The sequence below is a fragment of the Paenarthrobacter nitroguajacolicus genome (assembly GCF_051027655.1).
GTDB classification, from domain to species: Bacteria; Actinomycetota; Actinomycetes; order Actinomycetales; family Micrococcaceae; genus Arthrobacter; species Arthrobacter nitroguajacolicus.
Map to the genome: position 1 here is coordinate 77,078 of NZ_CP073235.1, position 16,332 is coordinate 93,409.

Sequence of the window (16,332 nt, forward strand, 5' to 3'; positions counted from 1 at the left end):
AGGACCTATAAGTCGGCGTGAACCGACCTCTTAAGCGTCGTATGAGCGAGAGTCTCCAAACTAGATCCTGACTTCGTTGAGACATTCCGGTGCAAATATCTGCTCGGGCTCCCATAGTCTGTCGGCTAACCCCTGAGCGAAGGAATAGCGGAGGAATGTCGACAGCGTAGTTGAGTTCTCTCCGACTCCATAGGGCCACCAGTTGGAACCCATTATGGAGCGTGTTCTCGCGACTTCGTCATGCAGCCACGGAAGCATAAAACCCAGGGCCACGGTCTGGTCGATGTCAGCAGCAGCCACGCGCTTTGATTCTTCAAAAGCATTCTGGAGGGATCGGGCGATCCAGCGGTTGGCTTCATAGACTTCCCGACGGATGACCACTACGTGCATGATCGGGAAAATGCCCGTTGACCGGAAGTAGTCAGCCTCTTGGGCGCCGCTGTCGGGAAAAAGGCGGGCTATGTTGGGGTGATTGTCGACAAAGGGCTGCGGCGTGCGGGGACTATAGAGAGCATCGATCTCCCCGTCCACGAGCAGTTGAGACAGCGTCTCCTCAGGCCCGATGGGGCGGATTTCCGTAGTAGTACCGGGACGAAGCGGGAACTTCTCGACTCGACCTGTCTCGTGAAGCCCTCCGGTTCTGTAACGCACTGAATCCACAGGGACACCATAATGTTCTTCAAGAATCCCCCTGATCCATACAGCGGCGGTTACTTGGTACTCCGGGACTCCGACGACTTTGCCCGACAGGTCCGATGGGCTGCTGATGCCAGATTGTGTGTTGATGTAGATGCCGCTGTGCCGGAACATGCGAGAGGGAAACACCGGGATGGCCACAAATGGGGGAGTCTCTTGACTAAGCGTCAGGAGGTAGGTGGACAGCGAGAGTTCGGCCACATCGAATTCCCTGTAACTGACCATGCGGAAAAAGGTCTCTTCGACCTTTAAAGGCAGATAGGTGAGGGCAACGCCGGGAATTTGCACGGATCCTGTCCGCAACGCCCAGGTTCGATCGTAATCGCCGCAGGCAAGAGTCAGCGGAACCCTTCCCACGGCCACATCGGAAGATGTTCGAGTTGCGGGTTGGGAATAAGGAATCTGTGCGAAGGCACTGATGGACGAGGGTGTAATCATTTGCGTTCTCCTTGGCGCGGCGGCCCTGGATCGGTGGGAGCCGGTAGTTTGACGAGGCTATATAGCTGCCAAACTTATGTCAAAGTTTAGGTAAGTAGTTACATAAAATGGCAGTCTCAACCCCGAAGTTTGTCGTGATGACGCACGCTAGCGGCGGCGTGCAGAGGAAGGTGATGCGGCTCGATGGCCGGGCGGCGTCCCGGCCTCAGCCAGGAGTCTCTCCACCAGGGCTATCCCTTTTGTTGCCCAGTCGATTTCCATTTGCGCACGCTCCAGTAGTCCTTCATAGACGTGTACCTTGTAAGCCAGCACAGCAGCTGAGGCCTCAGCTGAAGCGTCTTTGAGACGGTGCCTCATGAGGTCCGTATTGCCAAGACGTAGGTCCTCAGCGTGTGCCGCCCATTTCACGTACAGCTGCAGGTAATAGACCCGGTGAGCTTCAAACTGTTGTTCAGCGACTTGATAGCTTGCCCATTCCTGATACATGACCTTCAGGAGTTCCGGCGACCGCTCGTGAAGTGGCGGCACCACTTGGTTGGCCCATCTTTCTAGCTCATCGCCTCCCGCCGGCATTACTGCATAGACACTTTTAGTCGCAAGATTGCCGCGCGCCTGTTGCTTCGCCTCGATGAGGCCCTCTCGCTCCAATTTCTTGAGTTCGGGATATATCTGAGAATGACTCGCCTGCCAGATGTGGGCGATCGAGTGATCGAAGAACTTGGCAAGTTCGTACCCTGTCATCGGCTTGGCCTCCAGGATCGCAAGCACGGCCATGCGAAGTGACACGACTTTTGCCTCCGGTTGCTTCAAGATGGTTAGCGCTGACTTCGGTGGATCGGTATTGGGACATTCTAGTCAGCACCCACTCTGAAGGCGTGGGTGACTAGGCCCAGTCTCTCGGATGCCACCGCCCTCACCCACCGGCTGGGATGCTTTGGGTGCTTAGAAAATGGGCTGGATGCAGCGTTTCATCGCTTTTTGGATAGGACGTCGTTTAGTGGATTGTCTACCGCAGTGCCTTACGTCACAGTTTCCTCAGTGAGACGGAACACACGTTTCGTTTTTGTACGAGAGGAAGTTTCAGAATGCCGAATCAGGGAACTGCAGCGAATGTCGCTGTTGCCTACTACAACGCATGGACGGAGGGGCGCATCGATGACGCCGTAGCCCTCCTGTCCGAAGACCTAGTGGTGGATGCTCCGCGGGCAGGGCACGTTGTCGGTGCCCAGGACTACCGGGGCGTGCTTGAGGAGTACCTGGGAATCCTGACCGGTTCTTCCCTAATCGCTGCGCACGGTGACGAGAATACAGCGCTCGTTCACTATGACAACGAAACGAAGTTGGTCGCTCACGCACCAACAACCGAGTACCTTGAGGTCTCAGGTGGCAAGATCAGCTACATCAGGATCATCTTCGATCGCACCCCCTTCGAGGCAGCACGCGCTCTGCTCGCGTCCGGGAGCGAGGCCAAGCCATGATCCTCGTAACGGGTGCTACCGGCAACGTCGGACGGGAGCTCGTCAACATCCTTGTGGCCCAGGATGTGCCAGTGAGGGCACTGACACGAGACGTCGGCTCCTCGAACCTTCCTGAAGAGGTCGAGGTAGTAGTCGCCGACCTCAAGGAAGATCCCACCTCCGTCAGGAAGGTCCTCGAAGGTGTTCACGCAATCTTTCTCAACCCAGCGGCCGTCCGGGATCCATCTGAACTTTTGGCGCACGCCAAAGATCTCGGGGTCGAGCACATAGTGCTGTTGTCTGCCATGCCGGTCCGCGACGATCTACCCATTGAAAAGCAGCCTGGCTTTATTGCTCGTCGTCATAAAATGCTTGAGCTGCAGATCGAGGCTTCGGGTCTCCGGTGGACGCATGTTCGGTCTAACATGCTGATGAGTAACGCGTTCTTCGAAATCGCCCCCCAGATACGTATGGGCAACATCGTTCGCCAAGCGTACGGTGATGCGAATTCAGCACCTGTGGACGAGCGGGATATCGCAGCGGTTGTCGCCAACGTGCTTATGGATCCTGCCCATCGTGGAGCCGTCTACGAGTGCACCGGCCCTGAGTCGATGACTGAAAAGGACAAAGTACGAGTCATCGGCCAAGCCATCGGGCGCGAACTTGAATTCCATGAACTTACCCGGGAGGAAGCCAGGGGCATATTGCTGGCAACCTTCCCGGTTCAGCATTCCAACGGCCTTGCCGAGGAGCACGTAGAAACGGTGCTCAACTATGCGGAACAGTCCATTGGTGCGCCGGCCCGCCTGACCGACGCTGTCGAGCGCATCACGGGAAAACCGCCCCGAAGCTATGCCGATTGGGCCGCCTCGCGTGCTTCAAAGTTTCCGGCCGCGCCAGTACTCACCGCTTCGTCGTAGAATCCACGCGCCGGTACCGACGGGGCGGAAAACTTCTGCCATAGAGGGCACGGCGTAGACCCGGCTTCCGGCCACTCTCACAACCCGAATGCAGACACAGTCGTCTGCTAACAGCATTCGAAGGCTCCCTCTGGGACGAGGAGCCCTGACAAGGAAATCTCAAACCCGGAGGAAAGCACTCATGTTAATGCCTTGGAACAATCTCCCGCTGCTGTTCGACGGAACCACCATTGGGAAGAATTCAGACAAGGAAGTGCCTTCGCCATCCTTCCCTGCCGGAGTTATCACATCCAACGCCTGGGAAGGTTGGTGGCACGACGAAACCGTCTCGTCATAGATGCATGAGATAGGCGCTGGGCGGTGCAGACCGATCCAGGTTGCCCTGCACAGTGAAACCTGCGCACCTTGATCAATGTGTATTCACCCTCTAAAATAGTTGTATACACTTTGAATTTGCTGGTTCGGACCCCGATCAGGTAACGAAGCCTTAACAGGCCAACAAATATTTTCAAAGTCGAATTAAAAGTGAAAGAAGAAGAAGATGGATCCGAAAGAATTCCGCTTTACACCCGAGGGCTACATCACGAAGCGTTTCGGTGAGATCGAGTTTACGGACTGGATCGATGAAAGCATGGCGTGGAAGCGCACGTGCTCCATCGGTGACTGGTCCTGGATTTGGGAGCGACGCTTCAAAGGCCCCGACGCTGCCCGCTTGATCAGCGGAACGGTCATCAACAGTTTCGCAAAGTTCGATATCCTGCAGTCCAAGCACGCTACGCACTGCAATGAAGAAGGCAAAGTTATTGCCGAGGGCATCCTCACACGTCTGGCTGAGGATGAATTCGTCCTCATGGGTCGGGGCAGCTTCTGGGTTGACCACGTGCTGCGGACGGGCGACTACGACGTCGAATCCACGCACGAGGACTGGTACAACCTACAGGTTCAGGGTCCCAACGCCCTTCCTCTTCTCGAGAAACTGTCAGGCAGCAATCTTCGGAACACGAAGTTCATGCACAACGCAGAAATTGAGATCGCCGGCCATCGTCTCCTCGCCCTCCGTCAGGGAATGTCCGGAGAGCCAGGTTTTGAGCTTCAGGGCCCCCGGGAACACCAGGAAGAAGTCTACGCAGAAATTGTGCGCGTAGGGCAGGAATTTGGTCTCCGCAAGCTCGGCGGACGAGCAAGCAACACTGGGCACTTGGAGGCTTGCTTCCCGACGATTGGTCTGGACTACCTTCCGGCCATCTTCGGGGACGATATGAAGGGCTACCGTGAAGGGTTCCTTTCATCCATGCCCGGTTTTGCTGCGAAGTTCGCCGTCGGCGGCAGTTTCGAGGGAAGCGACGTTACAGACTGGTATCGAAGCCCCATCGAACTTGGCTGGGGAAAGAACATTAAGTTCGATCATGACTTTATCGGCCGCTCAGCCCTGGAGAAGGAGCTGGCCTCTCCTCGCCGGGTTATCAGAACGCTGGTCTGGGACGCCGACGATGTGTTGGACGTCTATTCATCGATGTTCAGGCAGGGCGATCCCTACCACTTCATGGAAATGCCCCGCGAGCAGCGTGCGGTTATGACCGCCGACAAGGTCCTCAAGAACGGCCGCGAAGTGGGAGTAGCAACGTCTCGCGGTTACAGCTATCACTCACGAGAAATGTTGTCTCTCGTCGTTATCGAACCTGAGTTTGCAGAGCTGGGGACTGAAGTTTCCGTAGTGTGGGGAAACCCCGGCGAGATTCAGAAGCACATTAAGGCCATCGTCGCTCCGGCTCCCTACCGGGATAACCGCAGGGTAGATCTGAACAAGTTGTACGCTGACTCACCAGTGCTCGCTGCGCAGCTCTAGGATAACTCCGTGGTCCGGACACCGGATCATGCTGGACCGGCGTTGTTTGGCGACAACGTCCGATACGGCCAAGGACCGGATGAAGGTCCTCGGTGTTACCTCGTGGTGGTTTGCGGGCAGCCGCAAACCACCACGCACTGCGGCGCGAGTGGGCAAGACCTGAACCGGTAACTCGTCGTTCGTACAACGGCGTTCTTTCCAGATTCGAACTTGGGCCCGGCTAACTTCCTCGCCATGGGATCCAGTCGTAGACGGATAGTTAGGACTTGAATCTTCCTTGAGTAGGGCAAATTTCTTGTCGTCTAACGCCTACTTGTAGTCAAAACCGTAGAGACTTGCTTTTCCACCGTCGTCCGTCCCTTCGGAGTTGAGTGACCATCATGAAATTTCTTGCTCGTCCCGCCCCTGGCATTGATATTGACGAAGCCAACCTGCAGATCGCTCCTCCTGAAGAGCACGCTGCAGGAGTCAAAGCTGTACTAGTCGCCGTGGAGCGCGGGGTAGCCCAGGCAGGACTTTCCAGAACCGCTCATTCGATGCTTCGTGTCAATCAACGTGGCGGGTTCGACTGTCCCGGCTGTGCCTGGCCAGAGTCTCAAGGACGAAGAAAGGCCGCGGAGTTCTGTGAGAACGGGGCAAAGGCCATAGCCGAGGAAACCACCGTCAGATCGGTTGGCGCTGATTTCTGGGAATCCCATTCCATCGAGGAACTCTCTGGAAAGAGCGAGTATTGGCTAGGTAACCAAGGACGGTTGAGCGAACCGATGGTACTCCGTGAAGGAGATACCCATTACCGTCCCATAGCTTGGGCTGAGGCCTTCGCTCTCATTGGGGAGCGCATAAGGGAAGCGCCTCCCGAGCGCTGCGTTTTCTACACCTCCGGCCGAACTGCCAACGAGACGGCCTTCATTTACCAGCTGTTTGCCAGGTCTGTAGGCACCAATAACTTGCCGGACTGTTCCAACATGTGCCACGAATCGTCTGGGAGCGCGATGAATTCAACCATCGGCATTGGCAAGGGCACTGTATCCCTTGAGGACATCCACGATGCCGAATTGATATTTGTGGTCGGGCAGAACCCCGGGACCAACCATCCTCGAATGCTGTCCGCGCTCAAAGAGTGTAAGAGCAACGGCGGCAAGATCGTCGCGGTGAATCCCCTCCCGGAGGCCGGACTCTTCAACTTCAGAGATCCCCAAACTCTCTCGGGTGTGCTCGGTGATGGAGCCCCGATAGCCGACCAGTATCTGCAAATCAAGGTCGGAGGTGACCTGGCTCTGTTTCAAGCCCTAGGGCACCTCCTGCTCAAAGAAGAGCACGCCAATCCGGGGTCAGTCGTTGACGCAGCCTTCGTGCATGGACATACAGAGGGCTTTGAGGAATATCGCCGGGCACGAGCAGTCATCGATTGGAAGGAAACGGAAAAAGCAACCGGACTTGCACAGTCCGAAATCCTTAGCGTTGCATCGATGCTGATCGCTTCAAAGGCATCGATCTTCTGCTGGGCACTTGGCGTAACACAACAGCCCCACTCCGTTGACACCATCAGGGAGATGGTCAATGTTCTACTGCTGCAAGGGAACTTTGGCAAAAAGGGGGCAGGTGCGTGTCCGGTTCGAGGTCACTCCAACGTCCAAGGCGACAGGACGATGGGAATCTGGGAAAAGCCGAAGGAAGAGTTCCTGGCCGCCCTGGATAATGAGTTCGCCATGGTCTCTCCTCGGAATCACGGCTATGACGCAGTCGAAACCATGGAAGCCTTCGAACGCGAAGAAGTGGATGTGTTTGTCTCCATGGGTGGAAACTTCTCTCTGGCCTGCCCGGATACGGACGCCATTGAGGCAGGAATGCGTCGAGCCGGCCTCACAGTCCACATCTCCACCAAACCGAACCGCTCCCACATTGTGCACGGGCGAACCTCACTGATTCTTCCGACGCTGGGCAGAACTGACAAAGATGACAAGCACCCAAACGGTGCACAATTTTTGTCGGTGGAAGATTCGATGTCAGTGGTCCATTCCACTCAGGGCAGGCTGCGGCCTATCTCGGATCATCTCCTCGCCGAACCTGTGATTATCGCACGTATGGCTCACGCCACGTTCGGGCCTGGCCATCCAGTGGGTTGGGAGGCCATGGCCGAAGACTACGACGTCATACGGAATCACATCGAACGAGTGGTTCCCGGGTTCGATAACTTCAATAAGAGGGTGCGCGCCAGGAACGGCTTTGTATTGCCCAACCCGCCCCGTGATAGCCGTTCCTTTCGGACCACCACCGGCAAGGGGCACTTCACTGTTAGTCCCTTGGAGTATCTGGCGCCGCCAGACGGGCATCTCGTACTTCAAACGGTGCGTAGCCATGACCAATACAACACGACATTTTACGGTCTCGACGACAGGTACCGCGGAATATCCGGCGGCCGCCGGGTCATTCTTGTAAATCCTGAAGATCTCCAAGAGCTAGGGTTCACAAATGGTCAACTAGTTGATGTGATCAGTACTTTCCAGGGACTGGACCGCCGTGCCGATAACTTTCGACTCATCTCGTACCCAACGGCCAAGGGGTGCGCGGCAGCGTACTTTCCCGAAGCCAACGTTCTGGTTCACAGAAATAACGTGGCAAGAGAATCCAATACGCCTGGCTATAAGGCCTTGTTTGTTCGCTTCGTACCACGGCTAGGAAGTGATGTGACGGCTTCGGAGCAATAGAACGCCAAATGCGAGGTCAATGCTTGCCTCAGGACGTGCCGCTCGGTTTCGTTCCTCCTTCCTTGGACAGGCGGGGGCCTAGGGATGGGAACGGGCCAGGGAAGTGCCTGCGTGGGCGTGAACCGCCTGCAAGCTGGCGCTGGTACTGGCCGCAGGCCATCACGGGCATTGATGAAGACTTCGCTCAATGAGCTGAGGGACTTTCCCTCTGTTTGGCAGCTGCTACATGGAGTGTTCCGCTCTCGCCGCGGTAGCCGTAGTGCGCGTGCAACTCATAGCCACGCAAAGAAGGTCCAGTTGTCCGTGATTGGTGCTTCGGTGACCTGAAACCTGGGGAGGTCTCTTCACCGAAGCACCGTTTTCGGGCAATTGGACATGCTCCGCAGATCCCCTCCGGACCAGGAAGGTAAGGCATCCTTGCCGCAGCAAGAAACAGACATTGGCATTTACAGGCCATCGACCTTCGAAGGACTGGGCGTAACTACTTCATGGTGGGGGGCTCGGCAAATCGCTTTTGATTACCCGGCACCGCTGGCATCGATAGCCCTTCCTCTCACAAGTGCCGTTGGCTTCACTCTTACATCCGACGTGGACGCACTTCAGGACCTCCCTCACTACGCGGCTTCGGCCATGGACGGCTGGTCAGTTAGCGGCAGCGGGCCCTGGTTACTTGTACCGCATGCCCCTCGGCAAGGCGGCATAACTGAACTTAAGGAAGGTCAAGCGGTCGCTGTCTTTACCGGCGGGTTGATCCCTAAGGGCGCAACGGCCGTCCTTCGCGAAGAAAGCGGCCAAGTCCTGGAGGGTGCCGCAAGCGTCAGGCACCTCAGTCTTAGACCGGAAGCGAAGCTCGGAGAAACGCTTCCAGGCAGTCATATACGCCCTGCAGGGGAAGAATCCCACGCAGGCGAGGTGCTCATACCTGCGGGTACGGTCCTCACTCCCGCGCACGTTGCCCTCGCAGCTGCCGCTGGCCATAACGAGTTGCAGGTACAGAACAAACCGACTGTGGACTTTGTCCTTACTGGTTCGGAATTGTCTACGTCAGGTCGTCCCGGACCGGGACAGTTCCGCGACACAATAGGCCCGGCGCTGGGCTCAATCATCCCCCAGCTAGGTGGTATCCCTAAGGGTCAGTTGCACATCGGTGATTCCTACGATGACTGGCTGTCGGCACTCTCTGGCTCAGCAGATGGGAGAAACAGCGACGTCACAATCACTACAGGTGGAACCAGCAGATCCGCCACCGATCATCTCCGTACCGCGATTACCGATCTCGGCGGGAATCTATTGATTGACGGAATCGCCATGCGACCAGGTCACCCTGCAGTGTTGGCCGAACTTCCTGGCGGCCGCTTGGTTGTAGGCCTCCCGGGAAACCCGCTGGCCGCCATGGTGGCCCTCATCACCCTTGCCGAGCCCCTGCTGGCCGCCCTCGCCAACAAGCCCTTTCGACCCACGGACCTCGTGGCCTCAGGGAAAGACCTTGATCCGTTCCCTGACCAGACAAGACTTGTTCCATGCAGCCTTGTTCAAAAACAGGCCATGCCTACTTCATATACAGGGCCGGGGATGATGCGCGGATTGGCTCAAGCGGACGGTTTAATGGTCGTTCCTCCCAACGGTATCCGGGCGGGCGGACTTGTCCCCGTACTGCTTCTGCCATGGACCAGCACCCAAATCCAATAATTGGTCTATCAGCCTCTTTGGCGAGTTCGGCCTGGAATCTGTCCACCATGGTGCCTCGCGCTTTCTCGCTAAGTCCATATTGCCGCTCCCCTCCCCCGAGGTTTGGCCTGCGGCCGTTTGCCAGTCACCTCGGTGGGTCATAGTCCCACCCCCTTTGCAAGAGTATGGGGCGGGACTACCCCGGACGACCTCCCCTGTCAGCAGAGACCTTTAGGGATCCTCGCCGCTTTCTGAACCGCATAAGGGCGTTCAGGTTGAGCGAGCCAGCCGTGCTCCCCTCGCCGCAGTACCCGATCGCCGTCCCTCATGTGGGGACCCGCGTTGGTCCAAGTGTTTTGCCCCCTGGTCTCACAGAACAACGCGAGCCGGGCTTCCTTGGGAAGGGACGTTCGGTGGGTCCACCACGCACGTCGTTCACCCTCAGGCCCGAACATCAGACCGTCCCCGTGGGCGATCGCGTCGTGCACAGCTCGAAAGGCATCGTTGAGCGGCACATGGCGGCTCCCCCCACGCCCGTCTGGAACGGTGATGGTGCGGGCCATGGGATGCCCTGCCGGCAACGCTCCTTCCGTCTCGTCCGAGACCTCCGTCCGGAAGTAAAACAGATGCTTGGACTCGCGCAGATCCGCCAGCATTTCGGCCGAGTCGGCATAAGGTTGCTCACTGCTCGCTGATTCCCACGGCTCAAAGCTGAAGCCTGCAGCGACAAAGTCCGAGTACTGGTCCTGGACATGTTTCCCCAGGGAACGATACGAACGCCGTACCGCTGGATCCCGAGGATCATGAACCGCTTCCCCGTAGGCCTTCGCTGCGGCAATATCATCGAGATCGGACATGTGCGGCATTTCCGTCCGGGCAGTGAACCCGTGGCGCTCGCGGTAGTCCTGGCGAATTTTTTGGATTTCGCGGATGGGGGCGTGTCTGGCGTAGTCGGTGTTCTTTACTACGAATTCGGCCCGGACGGGCGTCCATTCGGGGCTGCCGTAGCGGCGTTGGATGGCGTAGAGGGCCAGCTTGTCGGGCTGCCCGTCGGTCTGGAGGATCTGCAACCTGCCATCGACGACTCTGCCGCCGGGGATCCCGGCGAGTCTGAGCGTGTCGAGGGCGTCTTCGGCGTCGATGTTCGTCTCTCCGCCGAAGGTGTACATCCGGTCTGGTCCGGTTTCGTCGACAAAGGCGACCATGACAGAGTCCTGGTTGTAGCGGCCGGCGATTTCTGCGGCCCAGGATCTGATGCACTCTTCGGATCCTCGCGCCGTGTAGGCGCCGGCGGGTTCCGTTTCGCCTTCCCACAGCCCGTCTGCCGGCTTATCGTCCAGGAGTTCTATGTCGTGGGACGCCCCGGCGTTTCGGATGGTGTCGTCATACTCCCGCCATTCTTCTGAGGAGTAGTAGTTGGGGCGGGAATCTAGGGAGAGCAGCTCGGCGCTTTCAGGCCGGAAGGGCGTAGCTCCGATGTAGGCCTGGAGTTCACCGGCTGCAGCCGCGGCGATGCTGTTTGGATCTTTGCACTGGTAGCCGCCGCGGGGGTGACTCTTGGGACGGCACATGTCTTAGGCACCCCCGTTGGGTGCTGGCAGGAAAGCGATCGCGTCTCCTGGCTGGAGATTGCTCCGTTGTCCTATGTCGTCGATCTCAACTACCGGTGTAACGGTCCCGTCTTTGATGTCCTTGAGCAGTTGGACGAATTCGTCTTTGCTCATTTCCTTCGGGTCTTTGCCGAACTGGATCTTCGCGTCGGTGTTGTTTTCGTTCGTGGCCATGGTGTCCTCCTTTCGCGGCGTCGCAGGTGTGGTCAGTGAAAGTGGCCCCTGCTCCCGCCGTGGACGCCGATATGGCGTCGTCGGCAGGTGTAGGTATGCCTGATCCCGGATTTACATATTGCTACCCGGCGGGTTGCGTTTGGTTCCAGTGTCCCTTGCCCCGGCCTCTGGGGTCATCCCGTTGTGCTCGGCTGCCCCAGCGCTGGGTTCGGGGGTGAGCATGGCCAGGGAGTCGCCCTGTTGACGGAGGCCGAATCGTTCGTAGATCGGGATCAGACGCCGGTCCGCTGCTATACAGGAGATCGCGGCCCCCGGGGGTACTTGCTGGTCAAGGACTTCCCTCAGGAGTTCCTGTGCTGATCCTGCCGGGGCAGTGAGTCGGCGCGCCAACTGGGTGTAGGTGTATACCTGCCGGTCCTCGGGCAGTGCGTTGAGGGCCTTCTGGTGCACCCGTTCGGCGGTACGGGCTTCTGGCCCTAGCATCCGGGTGAAGGCCGGCACCATGGGCACGAACAGCACCACCATCGCGGCGATGATGCCAACCACCGGGCCGGTGTCCGGGGAAATCACTAGGTACACCACAAGCATGGGGACGAGGAGCGCCATGGAGCCGACAAGCCGGGACCTCAGTTGTGGTTTCCGGTGGTTCTCAATGCCGACCATGACAACGCGTTCGTGATGGAAGAGGCTGCCGTTGTTCTGTTGTCCCAGCGTGGCAGTGAGTTGAAGGAAGTATTCGAGCGCGGCCCGCAGTGGCCTGTCGCGGCCCTCCAGGCGAGTGAAAGCCAGCGCTGACGTCCACGCCAGCGCTGGCACATCCACTAATTTCGCTTTGGTGACTCTCATTCAAACTCCCTCAATTAGTTAATATCATATCAACTAATTGACTGTTTGGCTCTGGTCCGATCCTCGCCGTGGTTGTTCAGCTCGCGATCGGGTGACCGTGACGGCGGAGTTCCTCGATGAGTTCCTGTGTCTCCTCGTCGGGCTCGTAGTCTTCGTTGAAGCCATCAAGGTACGTGTGGAGCTTTGACACGAGCTCCTCGACACCAGCACTGTTGCCCGCTGCGTGCTCTGCGAGGATGGCGTCCCGCCACATTTGCTCGTTGGCCGGATCCACAATCCTGCCAACAGATCCTGCCAGTCGTGCGTTGGCCGTATCTCCGGTTGTCAGGGACCTTCTGGCCAGTTCATGAGCCGCATCGCAAATGCCCGAAAGCATGCCATCAATCACGTGCTCTGACCACGTATAGAGCTGGTCTTTGACGCCACTGAACGGTCGGCCGCGGACCAAGCGGAGGGCTGCCACAAGGCGCGGCGTGCTGGTCCTGGCCAGATCCTCGCCGATGAGATCCAAGAAGACGTGCCAGTCCGTTGTGACATCCGGGTGGAGCTTATAGCCGTCGGCTGGCCCGACGTGCGGGAAGTACATTTCGCCGTCGGTGGCACGCTGGCCCAAGTAGTTCCTTGTCAGATTGGAGAGCTTGTTCCGGTTCGAAGAAGCCGTCTTCCCGTTCGGATCAGCCGTCGGCCAAAATGCCTCATGGTAGGTCTCCATCGAAGCCCCTGGGTTCAAGGCCAGGAATGCTGCCAGCGCGGTGCAGCGTGCCACAGCGGCCGCGGACACGGATCCGGATCCCGGCGTCCGGGGAGCTTCACCTTGGGGGTTGATGATCGAAACCGTGCCCAATACCGCAATGATCGGCGCTCCGTCACCCTCAACTGTCGGGTCAATCTGATCGATAAGAGCCACCAGCTCCGACGGGACCGGCTCCTCCTGAACCTCGGGGACGGGTTCAGGCACAGGAGCATCTTCAGGGGGCAGGGCGTAGAGTTTGCGCTCCTCCTGCGCGGCTTCGGCTGCTGCCACGGGTACATCTTCAACGGCAATATCGTCCTGGGTGCTGCTGGCAGCCCACTCCGGGCCCGGCTGGCAGTCCTGGGAAGCGACGGAGAGCAAAGACATGATCTTCTTGCCCTCTTCGTCGGTAATCAGCTGCGGGACCATCTCCAGCCCAAGGGGTTCCAGCGTCGCTGAACCCTTGGAGCCGATACGGATCTCCCAATCCCCTGTCACCTTTCCGGCACTCACCGCGGCAATACCGATTCGTGGGATTGCGGTGACCAGCTCTTCGAGCTCAGTCCGCTGCGACGCTGACGGTTGCTGGCCCAGGATGACAATCTCAGGCATCCAACCTTCTGCATCCCGACCCAAGGTCCGGGCCTCTTCGACCCCGCTGACACCCAGGCGCGCGAACGCCTCCTTCGTGGCCTTGGCCTTCCCGCGAAGCAACACCAAAAGGGCATCCATGTCATCGACATGGCGCACTTTGCCCGTAGAGAGCGCAGCCGGCAGCTCATCGGAGACACCCACCATAGTGACCTGCAACTGCTCACCCCACTTCGAGGTGGCAAGCTCCACGGCGAGCGCGGTCAGAGCGTTGGAGACAAGTTCCTCTTCACCTGCGATTCCGAGGGCTCCAACGTATTCCAGGTCAATCAACAAATGAGCGTCCTTGGCGTCCTGCCCGATCGTGACGAGGGCGGGGTAGGGTGCTGTCGGTTCGCGGTCCAGATCGCCGATGGTCGCCGGTTCAATCGTCCAGACGGTATTGCTGTCATCGACGGCAACGAACGGGGTGGGGAGCTGCGCCGGAGCTGCCAGGTAGATCGCGATTTCGTCGGCAGCGACTCTGACGCAGAACATCTGAGGCAGAGCAATGGAATTATCCTGACCCCACACAGCGAGGAACTTCAGTGCCCGATCCAGATCGTCGATGGTTTTGGGCTCCTCAACGGCGCGCAGTTGAAGCTCAAGGTTCTCGTCTTCACGTGAAGGTACAGCCACGCGCTCGCCGGCACGGCGCCGCCGTCGCTGTGCGATTCTGCGAAGTCCCAGGACGGACAGGAGTCCGGAGGCCAGGAGCGCGCCGATCCCGCCAATGGTTCGAACCGGGAATTCGGCCTCAGCTGAAGAATCCGCAGGTGTCTCTTCGACTGTTTCTGCCTCATCTACTGCAACAGGGCCGCTGGACAACGACGCCCCCGGGATGGGTGACGCCGCAGCGGGGACTGGCTCCACGGCAGGCGCTGGGGCCTCCACGCTCGGGACTGTCGGCGCAGAGGTCCCTACGGCCGGCGCGGGAGCCGTAGGGGCCTCCACGGCAGGGGCAGGAGCTGCCACGGGAGGCGGAACTTCAGCTGCAACCGCCGGGGGTGTGGCCGCTTGCGCGACGGAGGCCGGCGCAACAACCGCAGCAGCGGGAACGGTCAACACCCATCCCGGAAGTACGACGTCGGGGTCCGTCAAAGACCCGCCACCAGGCTGAGCCACGCCCAGCGATGCCTTGAAAATCTGCTCAAAGGCCCCAGCGTCTCCGTAGTAGTGCTCCGCAATCGACGACAGGGATTCACCTTCAGCAACAACGTGCGTCGTGGCCCGCTTCTCAATGACCTGTGCGCTCGCTGGGAGGTTGAGGACCCAGCCGGGTTCTATCCAGTGCCCGTCTGAGAGTGCCCCGCCGTCGGCTTGGGCTACGCCGTAGTTGAGCTCGGCGATTTCGCCGTAGCGGGCGCCGTCACCTAGATAGGTTTCTGCCAGCAACCAGAGCGACTCCCCCGCCACAACGGTGTGTTTTGGAAGTGCATTGGTCTGCTCGGGTGCTTGGTTGAGGGCCGGGGCTTTGTTTTGTGTGTTGGCTTCGACGCTCACGGGGGCGGAGATCTGGGTTTCCGATGGTTCCGGGGCAGTTGCCTGGGCTTTGGGCGCAGAGATGAGCGAGCCTGCGGTGAACATGAGAAGGACGGCGCCGATCAAGGCACCTGCCAGTGCTTGTTGTGCACCCAGGCCTTTGATCCTTGGCGCCCGGATCCCGCCGACGGCCGATGGGACTTCGACGATCACTGAGGCGGCGAATGTCAGCCACGCTATCCAGGCGACGATTGGCAGGAAGCTTCCGAAGAGGAAGCGGCCGCCGTAGTCGGGCGTCGTGAGCAGGTCTTGGAGGGTCTCCCCTGATGGCAGAGGATTCCCGACAATCAGAACCAGTACCGCTGGGATGCCGATGACCAGCACCAGCAGCAGTACCAGGGAAGCCAGTCCCTTGACGATTTTCACAATGATCCCTTTCGTGGGACATGGTTTCTACACTTACGGCACGTAGGTGCCGTTCCCGGATGCTTTACCATTCGGGGCATCAGGACATCATCCATTCCTTGACGAGATCAGCCGCCAGCGCAGCGATTGCTCCGGCTGACATATAGGGGCCCAACGGGATGAGCCTGCGGGATTTTTGGACTACGAGCGCGTGTGGAAGAGCCAACACCAGGCCAAGTAGGCCGCCCCACAGCACAGTCGTCCAGCTGTTGAAGCCCAGGGCAAGTCCGAGGATCGCGGCGAGCTTGACGTCACCCAATCCGAGGCCCCCCGCGATGGCGGCCACCAGGTACGTGATGCCCAGTGCTGCCGAGGCCAGCAATGCCTGCCCGGCGAGCGCCCAGTCACCGGTTAGCAGCGTGCAGGTGGTGACGCCGGCAACGACGGCGGCCGCCATGGGAATGGTCACGGCGTCCGGGATCCTGTGGGATCGGGCGTCGACCCACCCTACCCAGACACCAAAGACCAGCACTGCGACCAGGACAGCTGCCCGCGCTGCTGAAGGAACGTCGGCTCCTGTGGAGCTGGCGATGAGGATGTATCCGGCCATTCCTATGGCTGCTGCGATGGCGAGGGGGAAGGGGTTGAATCCGTCGCTGGCGCGCATCCGTGAGGTTTCCTGGTCCAGGCGTTTGGAGATGGCATTTTTCATGCTGGCC

Annotated in this window: 13 protein-coding genes; 6 read left to right on the forward strand and 7 right to left on the reverse strand. The window is 59.0% G+C overall.

Features of this window, described 5'->3' with window-relative positions; translation table 11 throughout:
• Positions 1–60: 60 nt before the first annotated feature.
• Together KCX59_RS22485 and KCX59_RS22490 are read right to left on the reverse strand one after the other, a co-directional pair.
• Positions 61–1,053 (reverse strand): ABC transporter substrate-binding protein, encoded by a 993-nt coding sequence (locus KCX59_RS22485; RefSeq protein WP_179012656.1) that lies wholly within the window; start codon positions 1,051–1,053, stop codon positions 61–63.
• Positions 1,054–1,281: 228 nt separating this feature from the next.
• Positions 1,282–1,908, reverse strand: a complete 627-nt coding sequence (locus tag KCX59_RS22490) for a PadR family transcriptional regulator (protein ID WP_179016919.1) — start codon at positions 1,906–1,908, stop codon at positions 1,282–1,284.
• Positions 1,909–2,219: 311 nt separating this feature from the next.
• Between KCX59_RS22490 and KCX59_RS22495 the strand changes: the two genes are divergently transcribed.
• From KCX59_RS22495 to KCX59_RS22520, 6 genes are all read left to right on the forward strand, one after another.
• Positions 2,220–2,612 (forward strand): nuclear transport factor 2 family protein, encoded by a 393-nt coding sequence (locus tag KCX59_RS22495; RefSeq protein ID WP_178993159.1) that lies wholly within the window; start codon positions 2,220–2,222, stop codon positions 2,610–2,612.
• Entirely contained in the window at positions 2,609–3,511 is a 903-nt protein-coding gene (locus tag KCX59_RS22500; protein ID WP_179012595.1) for an NAD(P)H-binding protein, read from the forward strand. The genes KCX59_RS22495 and KCX59_RS22500 overlap by 4 nt, the downstream gene beginning before the upstream one ends.
• A 187-nt stretch (positions 3,512–3,698) precedes the next feature.
• On the forward strand, positions 3,699–3,848 hold the full coding sequence (locus KCX59_RS22505; RefSeq protein WP_179016920.1) for a hypothetical protein: 150 nt from the start codon (positions 3,699–3,701) through the stop codon (positions 3,846–3,848).
• Between the two features lie 204 nt (positions 3,849–4,052).
• A complete protein-coding gene (locus KCX59_RS22510; protein WP_178993156.1) occupies positions 4,053–5,357 on the forward strand; it encodes an aminomethyl transferase family protein in 1,305 nt (434 codons plus the stop codon).
• 380 nt (positions 5,358–5,737) lie between these two features.
• Positions 5,738–8,065 carry an FdhF/YdeP family oxidoreductase gene (locus KCX59_RS22515; protein WP_179016980.1) on the forward strand — a complete coding sequence of 776 codons (2,328 nt, stop codon included), beginning with the start codon at positions 5,738–5,740 and terminating at the stop codon, positions 8,063–8,065.
• A 375-nt stretch (positions 8,066–8,440) separates the two neighbouring features.
• Positions 8,441–9,754: a molybdopterin molybdotransferase MoeA gene (locus KCX59_RS22520; protein WP_179012594.1), complete on the forward strand. Its 1,314-nt coding sequence runs from the start codon at positions 8,441–8,443 to the stop codon at positions 9,752–9,754.
• Between the two features lie 197 nt (positions 9,755–9,951).
• On the opposite strand, the gene KCX59_RS22525 is transcribed toward KCX59_RS22520, so the two are convergent.
• From KCX59_RS22525 to KCX59_RS22545, 5 genes are all read right to left on the reverse strand, one after another.
• The gene (locus KCX59_RS22525; protein WP_179016921.1) at positions 9,952–11,304 is read right to left on the reverse strand and encodes a hypothetical protein; all 1,353 of its coding nucleotides are present in this window, start codon (positions 11,302–11,304) and stop codon (positions 9,952–9,954) included.
• 3 nt (positions 11,305–11,307) lie between these two features.
• The gene (locus KCX59_RS22530; RefSeq protein ID WP_179012592.1) at positions 11,308–11,517 is read right to left on the reverse strand and encodes a hypothetical protein; all 210 of its coding nucleotides are present in this window, start codon (positions 11,515–11,517) and stop codon (positions 11,308–11,310) included.
• Positions 11,518–11,628: 111 nt separating this feature from the next.
• A complete protein-coding gene (locus tag KCX59_RS22535) occupies positions 11,629–12,363 on the reverse strand; it encodes a hypothetical protein (protein ID WP_179016922.1) in 735 nt (244 codons plus the stop codon).
• A gap of 76 nt (positions 12,364–12,439) precedes the next feature.
• Positions 12,440–15,634 carry a LysM peptidoglycan-binding domain-containing protein gene (locus KCX59_RS22540; RefSeq protein ID WP_179016923.1) on the reverse strand — a complete coding sequence of 1,065 codons (3,195 nt, stop codon included), beginning with the start codon at positions 15,632–15,634 and terminating at the stop codon, positions 12,440–12,442.
• Between the two features lie 79 nt (positions 15,635–15,713).
• Positions 15,714–16,325 carry a prepilin peptidase gene (locus KCX59_RS22545; protein WP_179016924.1) on the reverse strand — a complete coding sequence of 204 codons (612 nt, stop codon included), beginning with the start codon at positions 16,323–16,325 and terminating at the stop codon, positions 15,714–15,716.
• Positions 16,326–16,332: the final 7 nt, after the last annotated feature.